Raw genomic sequence first — 21,112 nt, forward strand, 5'->3', positions numbered from 1 at the left:
GTGGAACGGTATTAATTCCTGCTTAACCACGATGGTTCCCGCCGGCACGTGGTCCCTTTGCGCATCCGATAAACCTGTCATGCTTAGCTGAAAGTGCATGACGTGTTTCACCTAAAAGTGCCTGCAATGGTGATTCCCACAATTTTTCCCGACGTCAAGCTTTTCCGCCGCGAATGCCCATCATTTTTAGAGATTCCGACGGGCTTGCAGCTTTTGCTGCCGAGACAAAACCATCACGTCGACCAGACATTTAGGAAGACTTCAGCAAAGAACAAGGCTGCAATCCCGACAAAGACGACATCAGGCCGCGACGACGGCATCCCATACCGCCCCATAGCGGTCGAAGTCGCTACGATCAGTTATCGTCAGACGCCGTGACTAGACGCAGCGCCCTTCACACGCCCCGACATGATACCGAAGCCGTCGATGATGGCCTCCTGGTTTTCCATCCGGACGATTTCGAGCTGAACCTGCTGAAGCGCGCCGATCAATTGATCCATGCGGTCGGCGTCGCCGTCCTCCGTGGCAGTCGCGACCTCCTGCTCAAGGTCCAGCCGCTGACGCTTCAATGCCTTGGCGCGCTTCTGGAGAGACAACGCTTGGCGGTAGCCTTCCCGTGCATCCTCCAGTGCCGCCACGGTCGTGGCGGTCCACAACCGCGCATTCCGTATCTGCTGGTCGAGACTTGAGAGAATACCGCCTAGCCCCTGCGCTTCCAGTTCGAGGACCAGAGCCTCGCGATCAAGCTTGGCACCGCTCGTCATCGCCACTGTCAGCACCGCGGACCAGAGGCGCTGCAGGTCGCGGTGGTCGAAGTCGATACTGGCGATTTCGTCATACTCTTCCTGCAGCAACTGGGGATGATTGACGATGGTCAGTGCCAGAACGCTGTCGCGCAGCGCCGGGTTGCTTTGGTAGCCCTTCACCAAGCCGGAGCGGGCAAGCCGGTCTGAAATTCCACCTGCGGGGGAGTTGCCGCCCGGCATCCCGCGCCCGGCCCCTTGCCCGCCGCGATTGCCATTGCCTCTTTCGAAGCGCTTTCTCCCGTCACCGCTGAAACCGCCTGCGGGCCGAAACAGGCCGTTGAGCCGGTCGCGCATGTCCTGGGAATAGTGACGTCGGACGCTTTCATCGCCGACCGTCGCGACGATCTGCTTCAGCCGTGCTTCGAGCTCCGCGCGTTTTTCCGGCGTATCGAACCCGCCCTGGCCCGTCTCCCGCATCCAGATCATCTCGGCAAGCGGTCTTGCATCGGCGAGAACGCGGTCGAAGGGTCGTCGGCCCTCATGCCGAACCAGATCGTCCGGGTCCTTGCCCTCCGGCAGGAGGGCAAACTGTACGGAGCGGCCGGGCTTCAGATGTGGCAAGGCCAGATCGGCGGCGCGATTGGCGGCGCGAAGGCCAGCCTGGTCGCCGTCGAAACACAGCACCGGCTGCGGGGAGACCTTCCAGAGGAGGTCGAGCTGGTTCTCGGTCAGAGCTGTACCGAGCGGCGCCACCGCATTTTCGACACCCGCCTGGTGAAGCGCGATGACGTCCATGTACCCTTCGACTGCGATCAACCGTGCATCACCACCGCTTCCCTGCGCGGCACGGCGTGCGCGGGCAAAGTTGTAAAGCACGGTCCCCTTATGAAAGAGCTCGGTTTCCGGCGAGTTCATGTATTTCGCCATGGCATCGGGCGCCATTGCCCGGCCGCCGAATGCGATGACCTTCTCCCGCGACGACAGGATCGGGAACATGATTCGGTCCCGGAACCAGTCGTAGGAAACGGGAATATCGGGCCCGTGACGGACAAGACCGCAGGCTTCGATCTGCTCCTTGGGCACGCCTTTCCCCGCCAGATGCTCCTTCAACGCATTGCGGCTTTCCGGAGCGTAACCGAGGCGGAAGGTTTCGATGGTTCGGCCGGAAAGCCCGCGTTCTCGCAGATAGGCGCGCGCCTTGGCCCCACCTGCTGACTGAAGCTGCTCCTGGAAAAACCGGGTTGCCATCTCCATGACGTCGAGCAGCGTCGTGCGCTCGCGTTCGCGCTGTTCCGCCTGGGGATCGGCCTTGGGCATGGCGATACCGGCCATGTCGGCAACACGTTCGACGGCCTCGGGGAAGTTCAGACCTTCAAGGTCCGTCAGGAAGCGGAAATGATCGCCCGATACGCCACAGCCGAAGCAGTGATAGCGACCCTTGCGATCCTCGCAGTGAAAGCTCGGCGTCTTCTCGCCGTGAAACGGGCAGCAGGCCCAGTAGTCGCCCTTGGCGGCATTGGTCTTGCGCCTGTCCCACGACACACGCGTCCCCACCACGGCCGATATCGGCACGCGGTCACGGATCTCGTCGAGGAAGCTGTTAGAAAAACGCATGAGCGTCCCTGCTGTTGGCTCATTCATATAGAGCTACGAACGAGCAGGCGCCAAGACAATCGGATTGCCTTACCCGCTATTCACAGACCAAAGACCGATGGCAGAAACGAAAACTCCGCCCGAAGGCGGAGTTTAGGGTCTCGACCGTTCAGGCCGGGCTACTTCAAAAGGTCCTTCACCACGCCGGACGCCTTGGCAAAATCCATCTGGCCGGAATAGCGCTCCTTCAGTGTGCTGATGCACTTGCCCATGTCGCGCAAGCCTTGCGCGCCGGTTTCGTTGATGACGGCAGCGCAGAGTTCGCGCACCTTCTCCTCCGGCAACTGCTCCGGCATGAAGCTCTTGATGATCTCGATTTCCTCGCGCTCCTGGGCAGCGAGTTCCGGACGGGCGTTGTCCTCGTAGATCTTGGCGGACTCGTCGCGCTGCTTGATCATCTTGACGAGGATTTGCATGATTTCGTCGTCGCTGACGGGGTCCTTGCCCACGCCGCGATTGGCGATGTCGCGGTCCTTGATCGCCGTCTGGATCAGACGGACAGTCGAGGTGCGGCGAACATCCTTGGCTTTCAGAGCGTCCTTGAGGACATTGGCGAACTTGTCGCGCAGCATGATTTTTCTCCATGAAAAGCCCGTTTCCGGGTTCGCCGAATTGTGGCTTTTCCTTGTCAATTTTGCCGAAGTCATAACGACAGCCGCGCGGCCACGCAAATCAATTAGCCAAGCCTTTGAATTTCATTGGAAGAAATTCCACGCTTTCCACAAACGCGAATTGACCTGTCGAGCCTATGCGACTATTTTCCGGCACCTGCACCAAATACAGTCGGGACGAACCGGCGCGACTTCGCGCCTCCCTTTGCCTGCGCTTAAATGGCCCTCCGCCGCCCGTCCTTCAAGGGCGGCCGCGATCGGCCGGAAACGGATTAGACCATGACCACGACAGCCCCGTGGACCTCCCGCAAGCCCACCGCCCTGCTCGTTCTCGCCGACGGCACCGTCATCGAGGGACAGGGCATCGGCGCCACCGGCAAGGTCCAGGCCGAAGTCTGCTTCAACACCGCCCTCACCGGCTACGAGGAAATCCTGACCGATCCCTCCTATCTCGGCCAGATCGTCACCTTCACATTTCCGCACATCGGCAATGTCGGCACGAATGACGAGGACATCGAAGACCTGACGCCCGCCGCCCGCCACGGCGCGGTTGGCGTCATCTTCAAAGCCGATATCACCGATCCCTCGAACTACCGTGCCGCCAAGCACCTCGACGCGTGGCTTAAGGCGCGCGGCGTGATCGGCCTTTGCGGCGTGGACACGCGTGCGCTGACTGCCTGGATTCGCGAAAACGGCGCGCCAAATGCCGTGATCGCCCACGATCCGAACGGTGTCTTCGACATCGAGACGCTGAAAGCCGAAGCCAAGGCCTGGAGCGGCCTCGAAGGCCTCGACCTCGCCAAGGTCGCTTCATCCGGCCAGTCGTCGCAGTGGTCGGAAAAGCCATGGGTCTGGGACGAAGGCTTTGCCGAGCTGAAGCCCGAAGATGCGAAATACCATGTGGTCTGCATCGACTACGGCGTCAAACGGAACATCCTGCGCCTGTTCACCGGCCTTGATTGCAAAGTTACCGTCGTCCCCGCGACCACGAAGGCGGAAGACATCCTGGCGCTCAAGCCGGACGGCGTGTTCCTGTCGAATGGACCCGGCGACCCGGCAGCGACCGGCGAATATGCCGTTCCTGTGATCCGCAAGCTGATCGATAGCACCCTGCCCGTCTTCGGAATCTGCCTCGGCCACCAGATGCTCGGCCTCGCGGTCGGCGCCAAGACCGAAAAGATGCACCAGGGCCATCACGGCGCCAACCACCCGGTGAAGGACTACACCACCGGAAAGGTCGAGATCGTCTCGATGAACCACGGTTTCGCGGTCGATACGAAGACCCTGCCGGAAGGTGTAGAGGAAACTCACATCTCGCTGTTCGACGGCACCAATTGCGGGCTGCGCATCGTCGGCAAGCCGGTCTTCTCGGTTCAGCATCATCCCGAGGCTTCACCCGGCCCCCAGGACAGCCACTACCTCTTCCGCCGCTTCGTCAACATGCTGCGTGAGAAAAAGGGCGAGCCGGCGCTCGCAGAGCGCTGATAAGACTCATCTTATCGGAATGGTACAAACGGCTGGCGCCTCAGGCGCCGGCCGTTTTCATTTCGTGCCGGACCAGCAGAACGAAGCGAAGGCTGAGCATCAGCGCAGCGCTCGCAAGACCGATGAGAAAGCCGAGCCAAATGCCGATGCCGCCGAACTCGAGCGGAAATGCCAGGAGCCAGGCGAGGAAGAACCCGATTGGCCAGTAAGAGACCAGCGCCAGCAGCATCGGCACGCGCGCGTCTTTCAGGCCCCGGAGCAAGCCGGACGCAACAGCCTGCAGACCATCCATCAGCTGGAAGAAGCCTGCCACCACAATGAACGGTCCGGCGATCTCCAGGACGCGCGCGGCATCCGCCGTGCTGGTGTTCAGGAATGGGCTTCCGAGCGTCGTCGGAATCGCCGCAAACAGGATGCCGCCCACCAGCGCGATCAGCATCGCAATGAGCGTCACCGTGATCGCCGCCCGCACAAGGTTCGGATAGTCGTTCCGCCCGTGGGCGATACCGATGCGGACAGTGGCTGCCTGCGACAGACCCAGCGGGATCATGAACGCGATGGATGCCAGTTGCAGCGCGATACCGTGTGCCGCGAGCTCCAGCGTGCCGATGCGCCCCATCAGCAGCGATGCTGCTGCAAACAGGCTGACCTCCGCCAGCACGGTGACGCTGATCGGTAGCCCGAGATGAATGACCTCCCAAAGCGCGTGCCAGTCCGGCCGCCAGAAGCGGACGAACAGTTCGTATCCCCGGGTCTCGGGTCGCCTCTGCAGATAGACGACGAGGAAAAAGAAGCTCGCCCAGTGGATGACCGCGGCGACGATCGCCGCACCCAGCATTCCGAGCGCCGGCAGGCCGAAATGGCCGAGCACCAGCGCGTAGGCAAGGATGGCGTTCATCACCAACATCACCAGCGTCGCATAGAGGATGATCCCCGCCTTGCCCGTGGCACTGATAAGCGATCTGAGAACGGCAAACAGCAAAGCCGGCAACAGCCCGAGATGCACGATACGGACATAGTCGGCGGCCAGTGTGGCGACGTCAGTCTTCTGCCCGAGCGCGAGCAGGATGGCTTCCGCATTGTAGAACAGCGGCGCCGTCAGCAGCGTGTAACCGATCGATGCCCACATGCCCATGCGGATCGAGCGGCGGACGGAAACGGCATCGCCACGGCCATAGGCCTGGGCGACCATCGGCACAACGGCGATTGAAAAGCCCGAACCGAAGATGAAGATCGTGAAGAAGAACTGTCCGGCGATCACCATGGCGGCGAGCGGCACGGGACCGAGCTGGCCGACGATGACCACATCCGTCGTGTGAATGCCGAGCTGGGCGAGTTGGGCCCCGATCAACGGCACGCCAAGCGATAGCGTCGCGCGAACGTGCGCCATCCAGCCGTCCGCCACCTGTTTGGGGCGCAGAAGTGTGGCGGTGTGATCCATGATCGCGTTTCCAGAACGAAAAAAGCCGCTTTCCAGATCGGGCTGGCGGAGCGGCGGTCCCCACCTCGATAGTTGAACAAAATTTAGGCCGCAAGCCCGAAAACCAATCAAGAAATAATATTGGCCGCACGATCACGCCGATTGATGCATCGCTGCAATGTCACAGCCGGTCGACAACATTGAGGAAAACGACTCTTCCCATCCAGAAGCTGCGATTCTTAACTTGACTATTTTTATCTTGTTTAAATAGGTTCCGCCCACGGCGACGGTGCGGCCTGCTGTCGCCACATGATTGATCAAGGAAGGGACAATAGAATGACGACGGAACGGGGCAAGGTTCTGATAAGGCGACTAACGGCGAGCAGTGCGATAATGACGATCGCGTTGCTGGGCATCAGCGGGTTCGCCAGCGCCCAGGACGCAACCGAGCTTCAGACGATTGTCGTCGATGGCAAGTCGAATCGCCCGGTTGGCCCGGACACCACGATCGTAGCCGAACAGGCCGCGACAGGCACCAAGACCGACACCCCGGTCATCGACGTCCCTGCCTCGGTGTCTGTGGTAACGCAACAGGAACTCGAGAAGCGCCAGGTGGACAGCCTGCAGCAGGCAATCGGCTATACATCCAGCGTATTCGCCGATGAGTTCGGCAGCGATGATCGCTATGACTACTTCCGCATCCGCGGTTTCGACCAGACCACCTTGGGAACCTACCGTGACGGTCTCGCGGCCCGCATTCCCGCCTGGTTCACGGCAAGCCGGCTCGAGCCCTACGGCCTGCAGCGAGTAGAGGTGCTCAAGGGATCGACATCGACCCTGTTCGGCCTCAACGGTCCCGGCGGTCTTGTCAATGCAATCACCAAGCGCCCGCAGGATGAAAAGCACGGCGAGGTGTTCACGTCCTACGGCGACGGCACGAAGACGGTCGGCGTCGATTTCGGCGGACCGATCGACGAGGAAGGGATCTGGAGTTACCGCCTCACCGGTTTGGCAAAGGAAGGCGATCTTGGCTGGGACTATTCGAATGATGACCGCATGTACGTCGCGCCAGCCCTTACAATCAAACCCGAAGAAGGCACGTCGCTGACGATCCTGACCGACTATTCCAAGCGCGACGGCACAGGCGCGCGCGGCTTTCCGACCGGTGCTGATATCGACATCGACACGTTCACGGGCGAACCGGACTTCAACCGCTTCAACACCGAGCAGGTCGACATCGGCTACCAGTTCGAGCACGAGTTCAACGAAAGCCTGACGTTCCGCTCCAACGGCCGCTATACGCATCTCGATCTCGACTATGCCGAGGTCTACGGCGCTTCCACGGATCCGACGGCCGACCGCACCGCCTTTTCCGTCGATGGCATGTCCAATCGATACGCCTTCGACAATCAGTTGCAGTACGACGCGAGTTGGGGTCGCTTGGATAGCAAGACACTCGTCGGTGTCGACTACACCAACGACAACACGCGCGAGGAGATCCTCTACGGCACCGCCGGTCCGATCGACATCTATGATCCCCAGTATTGCGGCATGTCGTGCATCGCCGTTGGGCCCTACGTGAACTGGCAGGTCAAACAGGAGGCCGTTGGCGTCTACGCGCAGGAGCAGTTGACGATCGACGACCGGTGGATCGTGACGCTCGGCGGACGCTGGGATCACGTCAACACCGTCGCCGACTATCTGGACACCGGAACCCGGGATGACGAGACAGCCTCCGCCTTCACCTCCCGCGCCGGATTGACCTACAAGGTGACGCCGGGGCTCGCACTCTACGCGAACTATTCCGAGAGCTTCCAGCCGCTCGTGGCCCCCACGGCAAACGGCTATGCCGTCGACGGCTCGTTGAAACCTCAGGAGGGTGAACAGTTCGAGGTGGGACTGAAATATAAGCCGGAGGGCTTCGACGGCCTCTTCACAGTTTCCTTCTTCGACCTCACCCAGACCAATGTCCCGAGCTATGTCTCGCCGACGGAACAGCGGCAGATCGGCAAGGTCGGCGTTCGCGGGATCGAACTCGAGGGCAAAGCCGCGTTGACAGACAATGTGAATATCACCCTCGCCTATTCCTATTGGGATGCGGAAATCCTGGAGGACGGTATCAGCGGAAATGTCGGCAACAGACCTGAGCGGGTGCCGCAGCAACTCGCATCGGCCTGGCTCGACTACACCATTCCGGGCGACGGGCAGCGCGGCGACCTGACGATTGGCGGCGGCGTGCGCTACATCGGCCAAACCTACGGCGATGCAGCGAACACTGTTTCGGTGGAGGGTTACACCCTCGTGGATGCAGCGGTCAGCTACAAAGTCACAGAAGACGTCACCCTGGCCGTCAATGCTACCAACTTGTTCGACAAGGAATACGTCTCGACCTCCTACTACGGCACCGAATACTACGGTGACCGTCGCAAGGTGATCGGCACGCTGAAATACACCTGGTAGGAGCGGCTGGCTTCTGTGAAAGCAATCCGGTCCCGGAGGCAATGTCTTCGGGACCTCCATCAGCGACGTTCCGCAGCCTTCCCCTCCTGCCGCACGAAATCGACGAACGCCTTCAACGGCGCCGGCATGTATTTTCGGCTCGGATAGTAAAGATACGGCCCGGTAAAAACCTCGGTCCAATCGTCCAGGATGGACACCAGACTGCCGTCGTCGAGAGCGGGACGGACAAATTCCTCGAAGGTCGCCAGAATTCCCAGGCCTGACACAGCCGCGGCAAGCTCGACCTCGAACGCTTCACATATCAGTCGCGCCGGCGGCGTGACTGTCAATGACTCCTCTCCACGCTCGAAATACCAGTTGAGCATCCGTCCGTTGGGGAAGCGGTGAAGGACCGACCGGTGGGCGACCAGATCGCGCGGATGAGCCGGACGACCGTACTCGGCAAGATAGGTAGGCGATGCCGCGCAAACATAGCGCTGCCGCCGCGGCCCGATTGGAACGGCAATCATGTCCTGATGCAGGGATTCCTCATAACGGATTCCCGCGTCATACCCCTCGGCCAGGACATCAACGAGCGTGTCGTTCACGGAAAGCTCGACCACGATATCCGGATAGTCCGCCAGGAAACGCGACAGGATATCCGGAAGGAATGTCCGCGACGCCGCGCCCGGCACGTTGAGGCGCAGCCGGCCCATCGGCCGGTCGCGAAATTCGTTGACGTCATCGAGCGCTGTTTCCAGTTCGCTCATCAGCGGAGCCACGCGATCGAGAAGCCGCATGCCTGCATCCGTCAGTGTCACGCTGCGGGTCGTGCGGTTGAACAACCGGACTCCAAGCCGTTCCTCCAGCCGCCGCATCGCCTCGCTGAGCGAGGAAGCGGAAACGGCTCTCACCTTGGCGGCCCCACGGAAACTGCGAAGCCGTGCGACGGTCGCAAAGGCATCAAGGTCGGCAAGGGGAATATCGCGCATTGTTCTATTTTCCGCACAACTTGTACAAATAATGCATGATTATCTCACAATCCAAGCTGGAGTAAAACCCCTTCCGTTCCCGATGCGGGTTCGACGAACCCGCCAACGCCTGATGGAGACCCCTATGAAGACGACAAAACTTGGCCAGACTGGCCCGAATACCTCTCGCATTGGCCTCGGCTGCATGGGCATGTCCGATATGTACGGACCCTCCGACCGGACGGAGAGTATCGCCACCATCCATTCGGCGCTCGACGCCGGTATCACTCTGCTCGACACGGGCGATTTCTACGGCATGGGCCACAACGAGATGCTGATTGGCGAGGCGGTCAGCGGCCTCAGCCGCGATGCGTACCAGCTTAGCGTCAAGTTCGGCGCACAGCGCGATCCGTCGGGAGCCTGGATCGGCTACGACGCCAGCCCCAACGCCTTGAAAACAGCTCTCACCTATACGTTGAAGCGGCTTGGTGTTGACCATATCGACATCTATCGACCTGCGCGCCTCGACCCGAAGGTGCCGATCGAGGACACAGTCGGCGCCATAGCCGAGATGGTGAAAGCGGGATACGTGCGCCACATCGGCCTCTCGGAGGTCGGCGCCGACACGATCCGCAAGGCGGCGTCCGTCCATCCGATCGCCGACCTACAGATCGAATATTCTCTGGTATCCCGCGGCATCGAAGACAAGATCCTGCCTGTTTGCCGAGAACTGGGAATTTCAATCACCGCCTATGGCGTCCTCTCGCGCGGCCTCATATCAGGACACTGGGATCCGTCGAAGGTCGGCCAGACCGATTTCCGCGCCCACGGCCCCAGGTTCCAGGGAGAAAACATGGAGAAGAACCTGGCGCTTGCCGCGGCGCTCGGCCGGATCGCCGCCGCCAAGGGCATGACGACGGCCCAAGCCGCCATCGCCTGGGTTCTTGCTCAGGGTGAGGATATCGTCCCGGTCATCGGAGCCCGCCGTCGCGACCGGCTGGCGGAATCGCTCGGTTCCCTTGATCTGGAACTCACTCAGGCAGACCTCGAGAAGATCGAAAACGCCGTACCAAAGGGATCGGCATCTGGCACCCGCTATGCCGAGGCGATGATGTCCCACCTCGATAGCGAGAAGTGATCAACACCGAACGCAGGGCGCAACCACGTTCGCGCCCTGCGTCTTATACCTCGGCAAATCACACGGGTCCGGAGAATGTATCGCAATCGGAAAAGCGTCCGCTCTCAAAACCGCGACGGAACCACTTTGCCCTTTGCTCGGAGGTGCCGTGGTTGAAGCTGTCGGGCACGACATAACCCTGGCTGCGTTTTTGCAAGGTGTCGTCGCCGATCTGGTGGGCGGCGTTGAGCGCCTCCTCCAGATCGCCCTGCTCCAGCAGCCCCTTCTGCTCGGTGAACTTGCCCCAGATACCCGCGAAGCAATCGGCTTGCAGTTCGACACGCACGGACATCTGGTTAGCCTCGACTTCGCTCATCGAGCGGCGCATCTCGTTGAACTTCGGTAAGACGCCGGTGAGGTTCTGCACGTGATGGCCAACCTCATGCGCGATCACATAGGCCTGGGCAAAATCGCCGGACGCACCGAACTGCCGGTCAAGTTGGCGAAAGAAGTCCGTATCCAGATAAACCTTCATATCCGCAGGACAGTAAAACGGCCCGGTGGCCGACGATGCGGCCCCGCAAGGCGAGGACGTTCGGTCGGAGAACAGGACCAGTGTCGGCTCGCGGTAGGTTTCGCCGTCGGCCTGGAAGATGCCATGCCATACGTCTTCGGTCTCGGCCAGTACCGTCCGCACAAAAGCCGTCATCTCGTCGCTTGCAGGTGAGCTCGGCTGCGACCCGGCCGACTGCTCGTATCCGCTACCGGAGTTCGAACCATCGTCGAGCACCTGCAGCATGTCGATACCCATCATCTTCAGGACGAAGTAGATGACGACGAGGAAGATGATCGTCGAAATTGACAAACCGCCACCGCGCCCACCCGTCGGAATACGCATGCCCCGCCCGCCGAACGGATTGCCGCCCATGCGCCCGCGACCGAGCGAGGTCCCGCGCCGGTCCTCGACATTGTTGGATTGCCGACGGCCTCTCCATTCCATCTTTCTGCCCTCTCCTGAAGCACACGAGCCCGAAGAACAATCTACAGGTCAATGGGTTCCGGGCGCCACCGGAAAAAATCCGTCAAAAGCGACGTCAATCCGCAGCCCGCAGCGACTATGCCCTGCAACCATTGAAGCAAGGGTTTGTTAACGACGTTTACCTACCGTTGTCGCCGGCTGGATCCAATCACCGAGGGAGCGAGGGGTGTCATGATATTCAGGTCGGCGACAAGCAGGAACGTGTTCTCGATCGTTGCCCTGGGATTGGCGACAACCATGACGGCGGCCGGAGCACTGCTCTACGTCACCTATTCCGGCATTCGCGACGCAAGCATCACCGAGATGACGCTCGCTGCGGCACAAAACGCAGCCGAGATCGAATCCGACCTGCGCAAGGACTATCAGCTGGTTGCGGACATGGAAGCCGCGATCAGTGCCGTTCGCACTTCCGGCACCGCGACGCGCGACAACGTCATGGCCTTGATGCAGGAATTCCTGGCCCGCGCACCGAACCTGGTGGGTGTGTCGACCGGCTGGGATCCCGACACCTTCGACGGCAAGGACAGCGAGTTCGTCAACGCCCCCGCACACGATGCAAGCGGACGCTTCGTGCCGTATATCTTCCGAAGCGGTGGCGCGATCCAGACGGATGTGCTGGTCGATTACGACAAACCGGGTGCCGGCGATTACTACATCCTGCCGCACGATACCGGCAAGCCCGTCCTGCTCGAACCCTATGTCTATCCGGTCGACGGCAAGGACGTCTTGATGACGACGATCTCTGTGCCGGCAAAAGCCGACGGCAAGGTCGTCGGCTATGTCGGAGCCGATATCGATCTCGCCGAAGCCTCGCAACAGCTTGCGGAAAAGAAACCCCTTGGCGACGGCTTCATCGCCATGCTTTCCGCCGCCGGCGCCGTTGTAGCCCATCCCGACAGCACGATCGTCGGCAAAAGCCTCGCCGAGTCCGGCCTGGATGCCGCCGCCTGGCAAAAGGTTGTCGCGACCCCCGGCGATGCTGTGGCCCTGCCGGCAAAGGACGGAACACCCCTTCTCGCCGTGGCAGTGCCCATCGAGCCCTTTGAAGGTGCAAGCTGGTTTGCCATCGCCGCGGTGCCGGAAGCCACCGTCTTTGCCAAACTGAATAGCCTCATCGCAACGGCCGCCCTGATCATTGTCGCGGGCGTCGTCGTCCTCAGCGTCGCGGGTTGGCTGATCGCGCGCCGCTTCGTGCGCCGGATCGCCGATGTCGTCGACCAGACCACGCAGATTGCCGAAGGCCGCTTCGATGTCACGCTGACCAATGTCGATCGCACCGACGAACTTGGCGACCTGTCGCGATCACTGGAAATCCTGCTCAACAACAGTCGCGAAAAGCTCGAACTGGAGAAGAAGGACGAGGCCCGACTGGAGCAGGAGGAACTCGATCGTCAGGAACGCTCCAAGGAGCACCGCGCCCGCGAAGCCGATATCCGTTTCGTCGTCGACGAATTGAGCGCCGGGCTTTCGCGTCTGGCAAACGGCGATATGACTGTTCGTCTCGAGCGTCCGTTTACCGCCAACCTCGATTCGGTTCGCACCGATTTCAACCAGTCTATCGAGAAGCTGCAGGCGGCGATGGTGTCGTTCTCGGAAAACGCCGCGACCATCCGCAGTGGCTCGGAAGAAATCAGTGCGGCTGCCGATGACCTCGCCAAGCGAACCGAGCAGCAGGCAGCGTCTGTCGAGGAAACTGCGGCCGCGCTCGACGAAATCACCAAGTCGATCAAGGATTCCACCCGGCGCGCGGAGGATGCCGGTGAGCTTGTGAACCGCACCAAGGATGGCGCGGAGCGCTCGGGCGAGGTCGTCCGCCGGGCTGTTGCCGCCATGAGCGAAATCGAACAATCGTCCGAGTCGATCTCCAACATCATCGGCGTGATCGACGAGATCGCCTTCCAAACCAACCTGCTGGCGCTCAATGCGGGCGTCGAGGCCGCTCGTGCCGGGGAAGCAGGCAAGGGCTTCGCCGTCGTGGCTCAGGAAGTTCGCGAACTCGCCCAGCGTTCCGCCAATGCCGCCAAAGAGATTAAGTCGCTGATCACCGCCTCGGGCGACCATGTCAAACACGGCGTGGCTCTTGTCGGAGAAACCGGCGAAGCGCTGGAAGCCATCGTTGCGGAAGTGCAGGACATCAACAGCAACGTCCAGGCCATCGTCATGGCCGCGCGCGAACAGTCGACTTCGCTCCAGGAAATCAACACCGCGATCAACGTCATGGACCAGGGCACGCAGCGCAACGCCGCGATGGTCGAGGAAACGAATGCCGCCTCCCACACGCTGGTGCAGGAGGTGTCTGCACTTTCCAACCGTCTGGCCCAGTTCAACCTGGGCCTCGTTGGCGCGTCGCAGCCCGCGGCGATGCCTGCGAGGGGGGCGCCCGCCGCACCCGCAAGCCCGTCTGTCGCCGGCGCCCAGTCCCGTCCCGCGCCATCGCCGGCACGTGCGCTCGGCAACAAGATTGCCGCGGCCTTCACCAAGACCGCCGGCGGGAACACCGCCGAAGAATGGCAGGAGTTCTGACGACCAACCGCGGAACGCGTGGCAGCCGGCGTGACCGGCGGCCTTGCGTCTTAACAGCGGTCAAGTCTCCGAATAGGCGTAGAGCCCTCCCCGCTCCAGTGCCCGACTGTAGGCGCCACGGGAGCGGATTGCGTTAAGCCACGCACGAAGATTTCGGGTATCAGCCGCCCCCGCATAGCGGCTCATCGCCGTCTCCACCGGAAAGCTCATCGCGATGTCTGCCGCCGAAAACGCCTCACCCGCGAAGTAGCCGCCGCGCGATACCTCGCTCTCCCAGAACGCCAGATGGTTGGCGAGTTGCGGGTCGAGAAGCTTCGCCGACACGCCGTTCGAAATCAGGCCTGCAACGGGACGAATGAGGAGCGGCACCTGTCCGGGCAGCTTCGAGAAGATCAGCTTCATCACCAGAAGCGGCATGGCCGAGCCTTCCGCGTAGTGAAGCCAGTACGTGTAGCGCAGCGCCTCATCTGTTCCCGGTCTTGGTCGCAGGGCGTCGCCGCCATAGGTCTGCACCAGATATTCGATGATCGCACCGCTTTCGGCAATGGTCCTGCCGTCATCCTCGATCACCGGCGACTTGCCGAGCGGATGCACCGCCTTCAATTCCGGCGGCGCCTGCATGTCAGGACGGCGCCGGTAGACGTTCACCTCGTAGGGAACCGCGAGTTCCTCCAGCAACCAGAGTATCCGGTGGGCACGTGAGTTTTCGAGATAGTGAACGAGGATCATGAAGGTCTCCGGTGTTGGCCGGAGATGATCCGGCGGCGATGAGGGGTGCACCTTAATACGCCCGAGACCGGCCTGCGGTTTCCGAACCGTCCGTTTCCGTTCAGCCGGACACCGGCAACACGATGAGTTCCTCAAAGTGGTTCATGTCCTCAAATGAACAGAATGTCGGCGGCTTCAGCTCCAGAACGGGTGCGCGCCGTTGGATATCCTTAGCAACCTCGTCGAGCATCGCATGCCACCGCGCCAGCGCCTCCTCGTCGAACCAATCGGTGACATAGGCGAAGGTGATATGGAAGACATAGGTATCGTGGTCGGGATGACGGTAGCCGAACAGATCTGCGAGACGGTTGCGCCAGTCCATCAAAGCCCTGCGGTCAGCCTCCGTCGCGCCCTCGAGCGTCAACCCGGTCGGCAGCGCCTCGACGACTTTCATCTGGAAGGCCGGACCGGGGGAGAAGCCCGCCACCCTTTGCGCCAGGATCGCCGTCATATCCTCGATCGGAGTCTCTAGCGGCACATCCACCGGCCAGTAACCCTCCGTCCGCCGATACTCGATGATCCCCTGAAAGAGCGTCATGTGCAGGCTGGAGAGCGGTGTGAACGCCAGCTGCCTTGCCTCCGGCATGTCGAGATATCTCTGACGCGCATCTGCGAGCGCCCTTTCCGTCTCCGTTCCCGGCATCAGGTGGCAGACGACCGTATTACCCGGTTCGGGCAGGAAAGTGCCGCTCGCGTCGTACCGCGTGCCGAAATGCCGGGGCGGCGCAGCGTTGCTTTTCCTTGCGTATGTCTGGAGGCGGGCGGCGAGACTGGTCTGGTCCATGATCGTTCCTGCTTGAACTGGAAAATGCCGTCTAGGCAAACAGTGCAACGTCGGTGTGACGCCTTCAGAAATCACATCGTCAGATGCGCGAATAAATCATGCGGGATTCGTCATTTCCGGGGTTCCGCTCCGGCAAACATTTCCCTATAAGCCGCTTCTAGCCTGAAAAGACCCTCCTTGCGCGCCCCGGCCGGTAAATTGCCCTGGCCGGTTTTTCGCGCAACAAGAAATTGGAAGACGCCGATGCCGAAGCGCCAAGATATCAAGTCCATCCTCATCATCGGCGCTGGACCGATCGTCATTGGCCAGGCATGCGAATTCGATTACTCCGGCACGCAGGCCTGCAAGGCGCTAAAGGAAGAAGGTTACCGGGTCATCCTGGTGAACTCCAACCCGGCGACGATCATGACCGATCCGGGCCTCGCTGACGCGACCTATGTCGAGCCTATCACCCCTGAGGTTGTCGCCAAGATCATCGCCAAGGAGCGCCCGGACGCGCTGCTGCCGACCATGGGCGGCCAGACCGCGCTCAACACCGCCCTCTCCCTGAAGCGCATGGGCGTTCTGGACCGCTACAATGTCGAGATGATCGGCGCCAAGCCGGAGGCGATCGACAAGGCGGAAGACCGCGCGCTCTTCCGTGAGGCCATGGCGAAGATCGGGCTCGAAACGCCCCGCTCCATGCTGGCCAACGCCACCGACATCAAGGATGCAGACCGCAAGACGCATGAGGCCGCTCGCGCCGAACTGCGCGCCAAGCTCTCCGGCGCAGATCTCGACAAGGCGCTCGACGAACTCGAAAATCAGTGGAACCTCGGCGAGAGCGACCGCAAGCAGCGCTACATGAGCCACGCTATGGCGATCGCCGCCCAGGCGCTCGACCATGTCGGCCTGCCGGCCATCATCCGGCCCTCGTTCACGCTCGGCGGCACCGGCGGCGGTATCGCCTACAACCGCTCGGAATTCTTCGACATCGTCGGCGGCGGTCTCGATGCGTCACCGACGACAGAAGTGCTGATCGAGGAGTCCGTGCTCGGCTGGAAGGAGTATGAGATGGAGGTCGTCCGCGACAAGGCGGACAACTGCATCATCATCTGCTCGATCGAGAACATCGATCCGATGGGCGTCCACACCGGCGATTCCATCACCGTCGCGCCGGCGCTGACGCTGACCGACAAGGAATACCAGATCATGCGCAACGCCTCGATCGCGGTGCTGCGCGAGATCGGCGTCGAGACCGGCGGCTCGAACGTTCAGTTCGCCGTCAACCCGAAGGACGGCCGCCTCGTCGTCATCGAGATGAACCCGCGCGTCTCGCGCTCGTCCGCCCTTGCGTCGAAGGCGACCGGCTTCCCGATCGCCAAGATCGCCGCCAAGCTCGCGATCGGCTACACCCTCGACGAACTGGAAAACGACATCACCGGCGGCGCGACGCCCGCTTCGTTCGAACCCTCGATCGACTACGTCGTCACCAAGATCCCGCGCTTCGCCTTCGAGAAATTCCCGGGCGCCTCGCCTGTGCTCACCACCGCCATGAAGTCTGTCGGCGAAGTGATGGCGATCGGCCGTACCTTCGCGGAATCGCTGCAGAAGGCGCTGCGTGGCCTCGAAACCGGGCTGACCGGCCTCGACGAGATCGAAATCCCCGGCCTCGGCGCCAACGGCGACGGCGCCGACGACAAGAACGCCATTCGTGCCGCGATCGGCACGCCGACCCCGGATCGCCTCCGCATGGTCGCCCAGGCGCTGCGCCTCGGCATGTCTGAAGCCGAAGTGCATGAAGGCTGCAAGATAGATCCGTGGTTCATCGCCCAGTTCAAGGCGATCGTCGACATGGAGGCACGCATCCGCGAGCACGGCCTGCCGCAGGATGCCGAAAACCTGCGCATGCTGAAGGCCATGGGCTTCTCCGACGCGCGCCTCGCCTCGCTGACCGGCAAGCGTCCGAAGGAAGTTGCCGAGCTGCGCAACGGTCTTGGCGTGCGTCCCGTCTACAAGCGCATCGACACCTGCGCCGCCGAGTTCGCCTCGCCGACGGCCTATATGTACTCGACCTACGAGACGCCCTTTGTCGGGGCAACGCGCTCCGAGGCGCAGGTCTCCGATCGTAAGAAGGTCGTCATCCTCGGTGGTGGTCCCAACCGCATCGGCCAGGGGATCGAGTTCGACTACTGCTGCTGCCATGCCGCCTTCGCGTTGAAGGACGCCGGCTATGAGGCGATCATGGTCAACTGCAACCCGGAAACAGTCTCGACCGACTACGACACCTCCGACCGTCTCTATTTCGAGCCGCTGACGGCCGAAGACGTGATCGAGATCATGCGTGCCGAGCAGGAAAAGGGCGAACTGGTCGGCGTCATCGTCCAGTTCGGCGGCCAGACCCCGCTGAAGCTTGCCGAAGCGCTGGAAAAGAATGGCATCCCGATCCTCGGCACCGCGCCTGACATGATCGATCTCGCCGAAGACCGCGACCGCTTCCAGAAGCTCCTGACGAAGCTCGACCTGACCCAGCCGAATAACGGCATCGCCTACTCGGTCGAGCAGGCACGCGTGGTCGCAAGCGAGATCGGCTTCCCGCTCGTCGTGCGTCCGTCCTACGTGCTCGGCGGCCGCGCCATGCAGATCATCCACCAGGAAAGCCAGTTGCAGGCTTACCTGCTCGATACCGTTCCAGAACTCGTTCCCGAGGATATCAAGCAGCGCTATCCGAACGACAAAACCGGCCAGATCAACACGCTTCTCTCCAAGAACCCGTTGCTGTTCGACAGCTACCTGACCAACGCCATCGAAGTCGATGTCGACTGCCTGTGCGATGGCACGGACGTCTATGTCGCCGGCATCATGGAGCATATCGAGGAAGCTGGCATTCACTCGGGCGATAGCGCCTGCTCGCTGCCGCCGCGCACGCTGTCGGCGGAAATGACCGACGAGCTTGAACGTCAGGCGAAGGCCATGGCGAAGGCGCTGAATGTCGGCGGCCTGATGAACGTCCAGTTCGCCATCAAGGATGGTGTTGTCTACGTTCTCGAGGTGAACCCGCGCGCCTCGCGCACCGTGCCCTTCGTCGCCAAGACCATCGGCGCGCCGATCGCCAAGATCGCCGCCCGCGTGATGGCCGGCGAAAAGCTCGATCCGGTCTTTAAGGCCTATGGCGAGAAGCCCGATCCGCGCGCGCTGAAGCACATCGCCGTCAAGGAAGCGGTGTTCCCGTTCGCCCGCTTCCCAGGCGTCGATACGCTGCTCGGCCCGGAAATGCGCTCGACCGGCGAGGTCATCGGTCTCGACACGAACTTCGCGCTCGCTTTTGCCAAGAGCCAGCTCGGCGCCAATGTCGAACTGCCGCGCGACGGCACCGTCTTCGTGTCCGTCCGCGACGAGGACAAGGAGCGTGTTCTGCCCGCCATCCGCATCCTGACCGAAATCGGCTTCAAGGTCATGGCGACCGGCGGCACCCAGCGCTTCCTTGCCGAAAAGGGCATCGAAGCGATCAAGATCAACAAGGTGCTCGAGGGCCGTCCGCACATTGAGGACGCAATCCGCAACCGCCAGGTTCAGCTGGTCATCAACACGACGGACGGCAACAAGGCGATCTCGGATTCGAAGTCGCTGCGCCGCGCCGCGCTGATGCAGAAGGTGCCCTACTACACCACGATGGCCGGCGCGCTGGCCGCGGCGGAAGCGATCCGCGCGCTGAAGAGTGGCCAGCTTGAAGTGCGCCCGCTGCAGAGCTACTTCTGAGAAAACACCGCCAACTCATTGAAAAGGCAGGTCTCAAGCCTGCCTTTTTTGTTTTGCGAGAATGGCGAACGCAATACCGCCAAGGACGACAGCACCTGCGATAACAAAATGCAGCGTCAGGCTCTCTCCAAGCAATAGGATCGCACCGGCCGCCGCGATGACGGGAACCGAAAGCTGGATCAGTGCTGCCCGGAAGGTCGTCAAACCACGAAGCGCGCTGTACCAGACTGCATAGCCGAGACCGGAGGCGACGATACCAGAGGCGAGCGCAAGCGTGACGCCGGCGGTTGTCGCAGTTTCGTCAAACACCGCATAAAACCCAAGCGGGATGCAGAACGCGGAGGCACGAGCGAAATTGCCTGCGGTCTCCCCTAGCGGATCGACAGAACCACGACCAAGCAGCGTATAGGCTCCCCAAGCCACGCCAGAGACGATCATCAACAGACTGCCAAAGAGATCCGGGCGGCCTGCGCCCGGAAGGACGAGATAGACGAAGGCAGCGAACGCGACGGCAAAACCGAGCGCCTCGTTAAGGTTGGGCCGATCGCCCCGCGCGACGGCATAGACCAGCATCGTCGCCTGTACCGAGGAAAACAGGATCAGCGCGCCCGTTGCCGCACCCAGGTCGACATAGGCCGCCGAAAACGCGATGGCATACAGAAACAGCGCCAATGCCGCCGGCCAGCTTCCGGGAATGCTGCCACCGTGGGTCAGTCCGCGCCTCCGCCGAAACAGCAGGAAGAGAACAATAGCGCCGGAGATGACGCGCAGCGCCGTATAGCCGGCGGGATCGATCGCTGGCACGCCAAGTGCTTGACGGGCCAGAAGCGAATTGGCCGCAAAGGCGACCATGGCCACCGCTGTCAGAATAAATGTCGACCGCAAACATCCCTCCCGCTCCGTCACGGGGGCGGCTTTCCTCGTCCGGCGACTATCTCCACACCTCATCTCGCTGTCAAATCGGATGCGTGTTGACACAAGGTTTTTTCGACACTAATTAGCTATCAGGTTAATTAACCGATGAGATAACTATGGCTCCGGATCCTCTGTCGGAAACCCTCTCCGCCCTCGCCGACCCAACCCGTCGTGCCATCCTGGCGCGCCTGGCTCAAGGCGAAGCGACAGTGAACGAACTCGCTTCGCCCTTCTCGATGAGCCTTCCGGCGATTTCCAAGCACCTGAAGGTTCTGGAACGCGCCAAGTTGATCTCGCGTGGCCGCCATGCCCAGTGGCGACCATGCAAACTTGAGGCGGAACCTTTGCAGGCGGTGGACGGCTGGCTCGCGGACTACCGCAAGCTCTGGGAGGACCGGCTGGAGCGCCTCGATACCTATCTCGCGACTTTGCAGGACAAGCGCACACAGAAGGGCGACATCAATGACTGACAAGATTGAAATCCTCAACGACCGCCTCTTCCCGGTCAGTCGGCAAACGCTGTTCGACGCCTTCGCCGACCCGCAAACGCTGGAAATCTGGTGGGGACCTGACGGCTTCACAAACCGCATTACCGCATTCGACCTGCGGCCCGGCGGCGACTGGCTCGTCACCATGATCGCATCGAACGGCGACGAGTTTCACAATCGCTGGAGCTTCGAGGAGGTGGTCGCCGGAGAGCGGATACGGGCATTCCATCACGGACCTGTCCACGCCTTTCCGCTGGAGATGACCTTCGTAGAAGAACCGGACGGCACACGTCTTTCCTGGCGCATGGTGTTCGAGCGGACGGAGGAAAACCTGGAAATCGAACGCTTCCTCCACGCCGCCAACGAACAGAACTTCGACAGGCTCCAGGTCGTTCTTGAAAAGGGAGCAAACTGA

16 protein-coding genes are annotated in these 21,112 nt (G+C 61.6%); 8 read left to right on the top strand and 8 right to left on the bottom strand.

All coding sequences use genetic code 11. The features are described 5' to 3' along the window. Positions 1-126: 126 nt before the first annotated feature. Positions 127-378, top strand: a complete 252-nt coding sequence (locus tag J5J09_RS14360; RefSeq protein ID WP_208551567.1) for a hypothetical protein — start codon at positions 127-129, stop codon at positions 376-378. Here J5J09_RS14360 and dnaG read toward each other — a convergent pair. Continuing rightward, positions 366-2,360 (bottom strand): DNA primase, encoded by a 1,995-nt coding sequence (dnaG, locus tag J5J09_RS14365; protein ID WP_208551568.1) that lies wholly within the window; start codon positions 2,358-2,360, stop codon positions 366-368. The genes J5J09_RS14360 and dnaG overlap by 13 nt on opposite strands. A gap of 158 nt (positions 2,361-2,518) precedes the next feature. Next, positions 2,519-2,971: a GatB/YqeY domain-containing protein gene (locus tag J5J09_RS14370; RefSeq protein WP_208551569.1), complete on the bottom strand. Its 453-nt coding sequence runs from the start codon at positions 2,969-2,971 to the stop codon at positions 2,519-2,521. Positions 2,972-3,289: 318 nt separating this feature from the next. On the opposite strand from J5J09_RS14370, the gene carA reads away from it, so the two are divergent. After that, a complete protein-coding gene (gene carA, locus J5J09_RS14375) occupies positions 3,290-4,495 on the top strand; it encodes a glutamine-hydrolyzing carbamoyl-phosphate synthase small subunit (RefSeq protein ID WP_208551570.1) in 1,206 nt (401 codons plus the stop codon). A gap of 40 nt (positions 4,496-4,535) precedes the next feature. Here the strand turns inward: carA and J5J09_RS14380 are convergent, their stop codons facing one another. Further along, entirely contained in the window at positions 4,536-5,936 is a 1,401-nt protein-coding gene (locus tag J5J09_RS14380; protein ID WP_208551571.1) for an MATE family efflux transporter, read from the bottom strand. Between the two features lie 315 nt (positions 5,937-6,251). Here J5J09_RS14380 and J5J09_RS14385 point away from each other — a divergent pair, with 315 nt between their 5' ends. Further along, on the top strand, positions 6,252-8,375 hold the full coding sequence (locus J5J09_RS14385; RefSeq protein WP_208551572.1) for a TonB-dependent siderophore receptor: 2,124 nt from the start codon (positions 6,252-6,254) through the stop codon (positions 8,373-8,375). A gap of 59 nt (positions 8,376-8,434) precedes the next feature. Here J5J09_RS14385 and J5J09_RS14390 read toward each other — a convergent pair whose 3' ends face one another. Next, positions 8,435-9,346, bottom strand: coding sequence for a LysR family transcriptional regulator (locus J5J09_RS14390; RefSeq protein WP_208551573.1), 912 nt, complete (start codon positions 9,344-9,346; stop codon positions 8,435-8,437). Positions 9,347-9,470: 124 nt separating this feature from the next. Between J5J09_RS14390 and J5J09_RS14395 the strand changes: the two genes are divergently transcribed. Beyond that, the gene (locus J5J09_RS14395; RefSeq protein WP_208551574.1) at positions 9,471-10,463 is read left to right on the top strand and encodes an aldo/keto reductase; all 993 of its coding nucleotides are present in this window, start codon (positions 9,471-9,473) and stop codon (positions 10,461-10,463) included. Between the two features lie 58 nt (positions 10,464-10,521). Here J5J09_RS14395 and J5J09_RS14400 read toward each other — a convergent pair whose 3' ends face one another. Then, positions 10,522-11,442 (bottom strand): neutral zinc metallopeptidase, encoded by a 921-nt coding sequence (locus tag J5J09_RS14400; protein WP_208551575.1) that lies wholly within the window; start codon positions 11,440-11,442, stop codon positions 10,522-10,524. Between the two features lie 210 nt (positions 11,443-11,652). Here J5J09_RS14400 and J5J09_RS14405 point away from each other — a divergent pair, with 210 nt between their 5' ends. Beyond that, positions 11,653-14,004 carry a methyl-accepting chemotaxis protein gene (locus tag J5J09_RS14405; protein ID WP_208551576.1) on the top strand — a complete coding sequence of 784 codons (2,352 nt, stop codon included), beginning with the start codon at positions 11,653-11,655 and terminating at the stop codon, positions 14,002-14,004. A gap of 60 nt (positions 14,005-14,064) precedes the next feature. Here the strand turns inward: J5J09_RS14405 and J5J09_RS14410 are convergent, their stop codons facing one another. Together J5J09_RS14410 and J5J09_RS14415 are read right to left on the bottom strand one after the other, a co-directional pair. After that, positions 14,065-14,733 (bottom strand): glutathione S-transferase, encoded by a 669-nt coding sequence (locus tag J5J09_RS14410; protein ID WP_208551577.1) that lies wholly within the window; start codon positions 14,731-14,733, stop codon positions 14,065-14,067. A 100-nt stretch (positions 14,734-14,833) separates the two neighbouring features. Beyond that, on the bottom strand, positions 14,834-15,556 hold the full coding sequence (locus J5J09_RS14415) for a DUF1868 domain-containing protein (protein ID WP_208551578.1): 723 nt from the start codon (positions 15,554-15,556) through the stop codon (positions 14,834-14,836). Positions 15,557-15,799: 243 nt separating this feature from the next. On the opposite strand from J5J09_RS14415, the gene carB reads away from it, so the two are divergent. Next, positions 15,800-19,294 (top strand): carbamoyl-phosphate synthase large subunit, encoded by a 3,495-nt coding sequence (carB, locus tag J5J09_RS14420; protein ID WP_208551579.1) that lies wholly within the window; start codon positions 15,800-15,802, stop codon positions 19,292-19,294. Between the two features lie 33 nt (positions 19,295-19,327). Here carB and J5J09_RS14425 read toward each other — a convergent pair whose 3' ends face one another. Then, a complete protein-coding gene (locus tag J5J09_RS14425; protein ID WP_208551580.1) occupies positions 19,328-20,179 on the bottom strand; it encodes a DMT family transporter in 852 nt (283 codons plus the stop codon). A gap of 146 nt (positions 20,180-20,325) precedes the next feature. Between J5J09_RS14425 and J5J09_RS14430 the strand changes: the two genes are divergently transcribed. Continuing rightward, positions 20,326-20,679, top strand: coding sequence for a metalloregulator ArsR/SmtB family transcription factor (locus J5J09_RS14430; protein WP_208551581.1), 354 nt, complete (start codon positions 20,326-20,328; stop codon positions 20,677-20,679). Then, positions 20,672-21,112: an SRPBCC domain-containing protein gene (locus tag J5J09_RS14435; protein WP_208551582.1), complete on the top strand. Its 441-nt coding sequence runs from the start codon at positions 20,672-20,674 to the stop codon at positions 21,110-21,112. Before J5J09_RS14430 ends, J5J09_RS14435 begins: the two co-directional genes overlap by 8 nt.

This window comes from Ciceribacter sp. L1K22 (assembly GCF_017599385.1).
Classification (GTDB): domain Bacteria; phylum Pseudomonadota; class Alphaproteobacteria; order Rhizobiales; family Rhizobiaceae; genus Allorhizobium.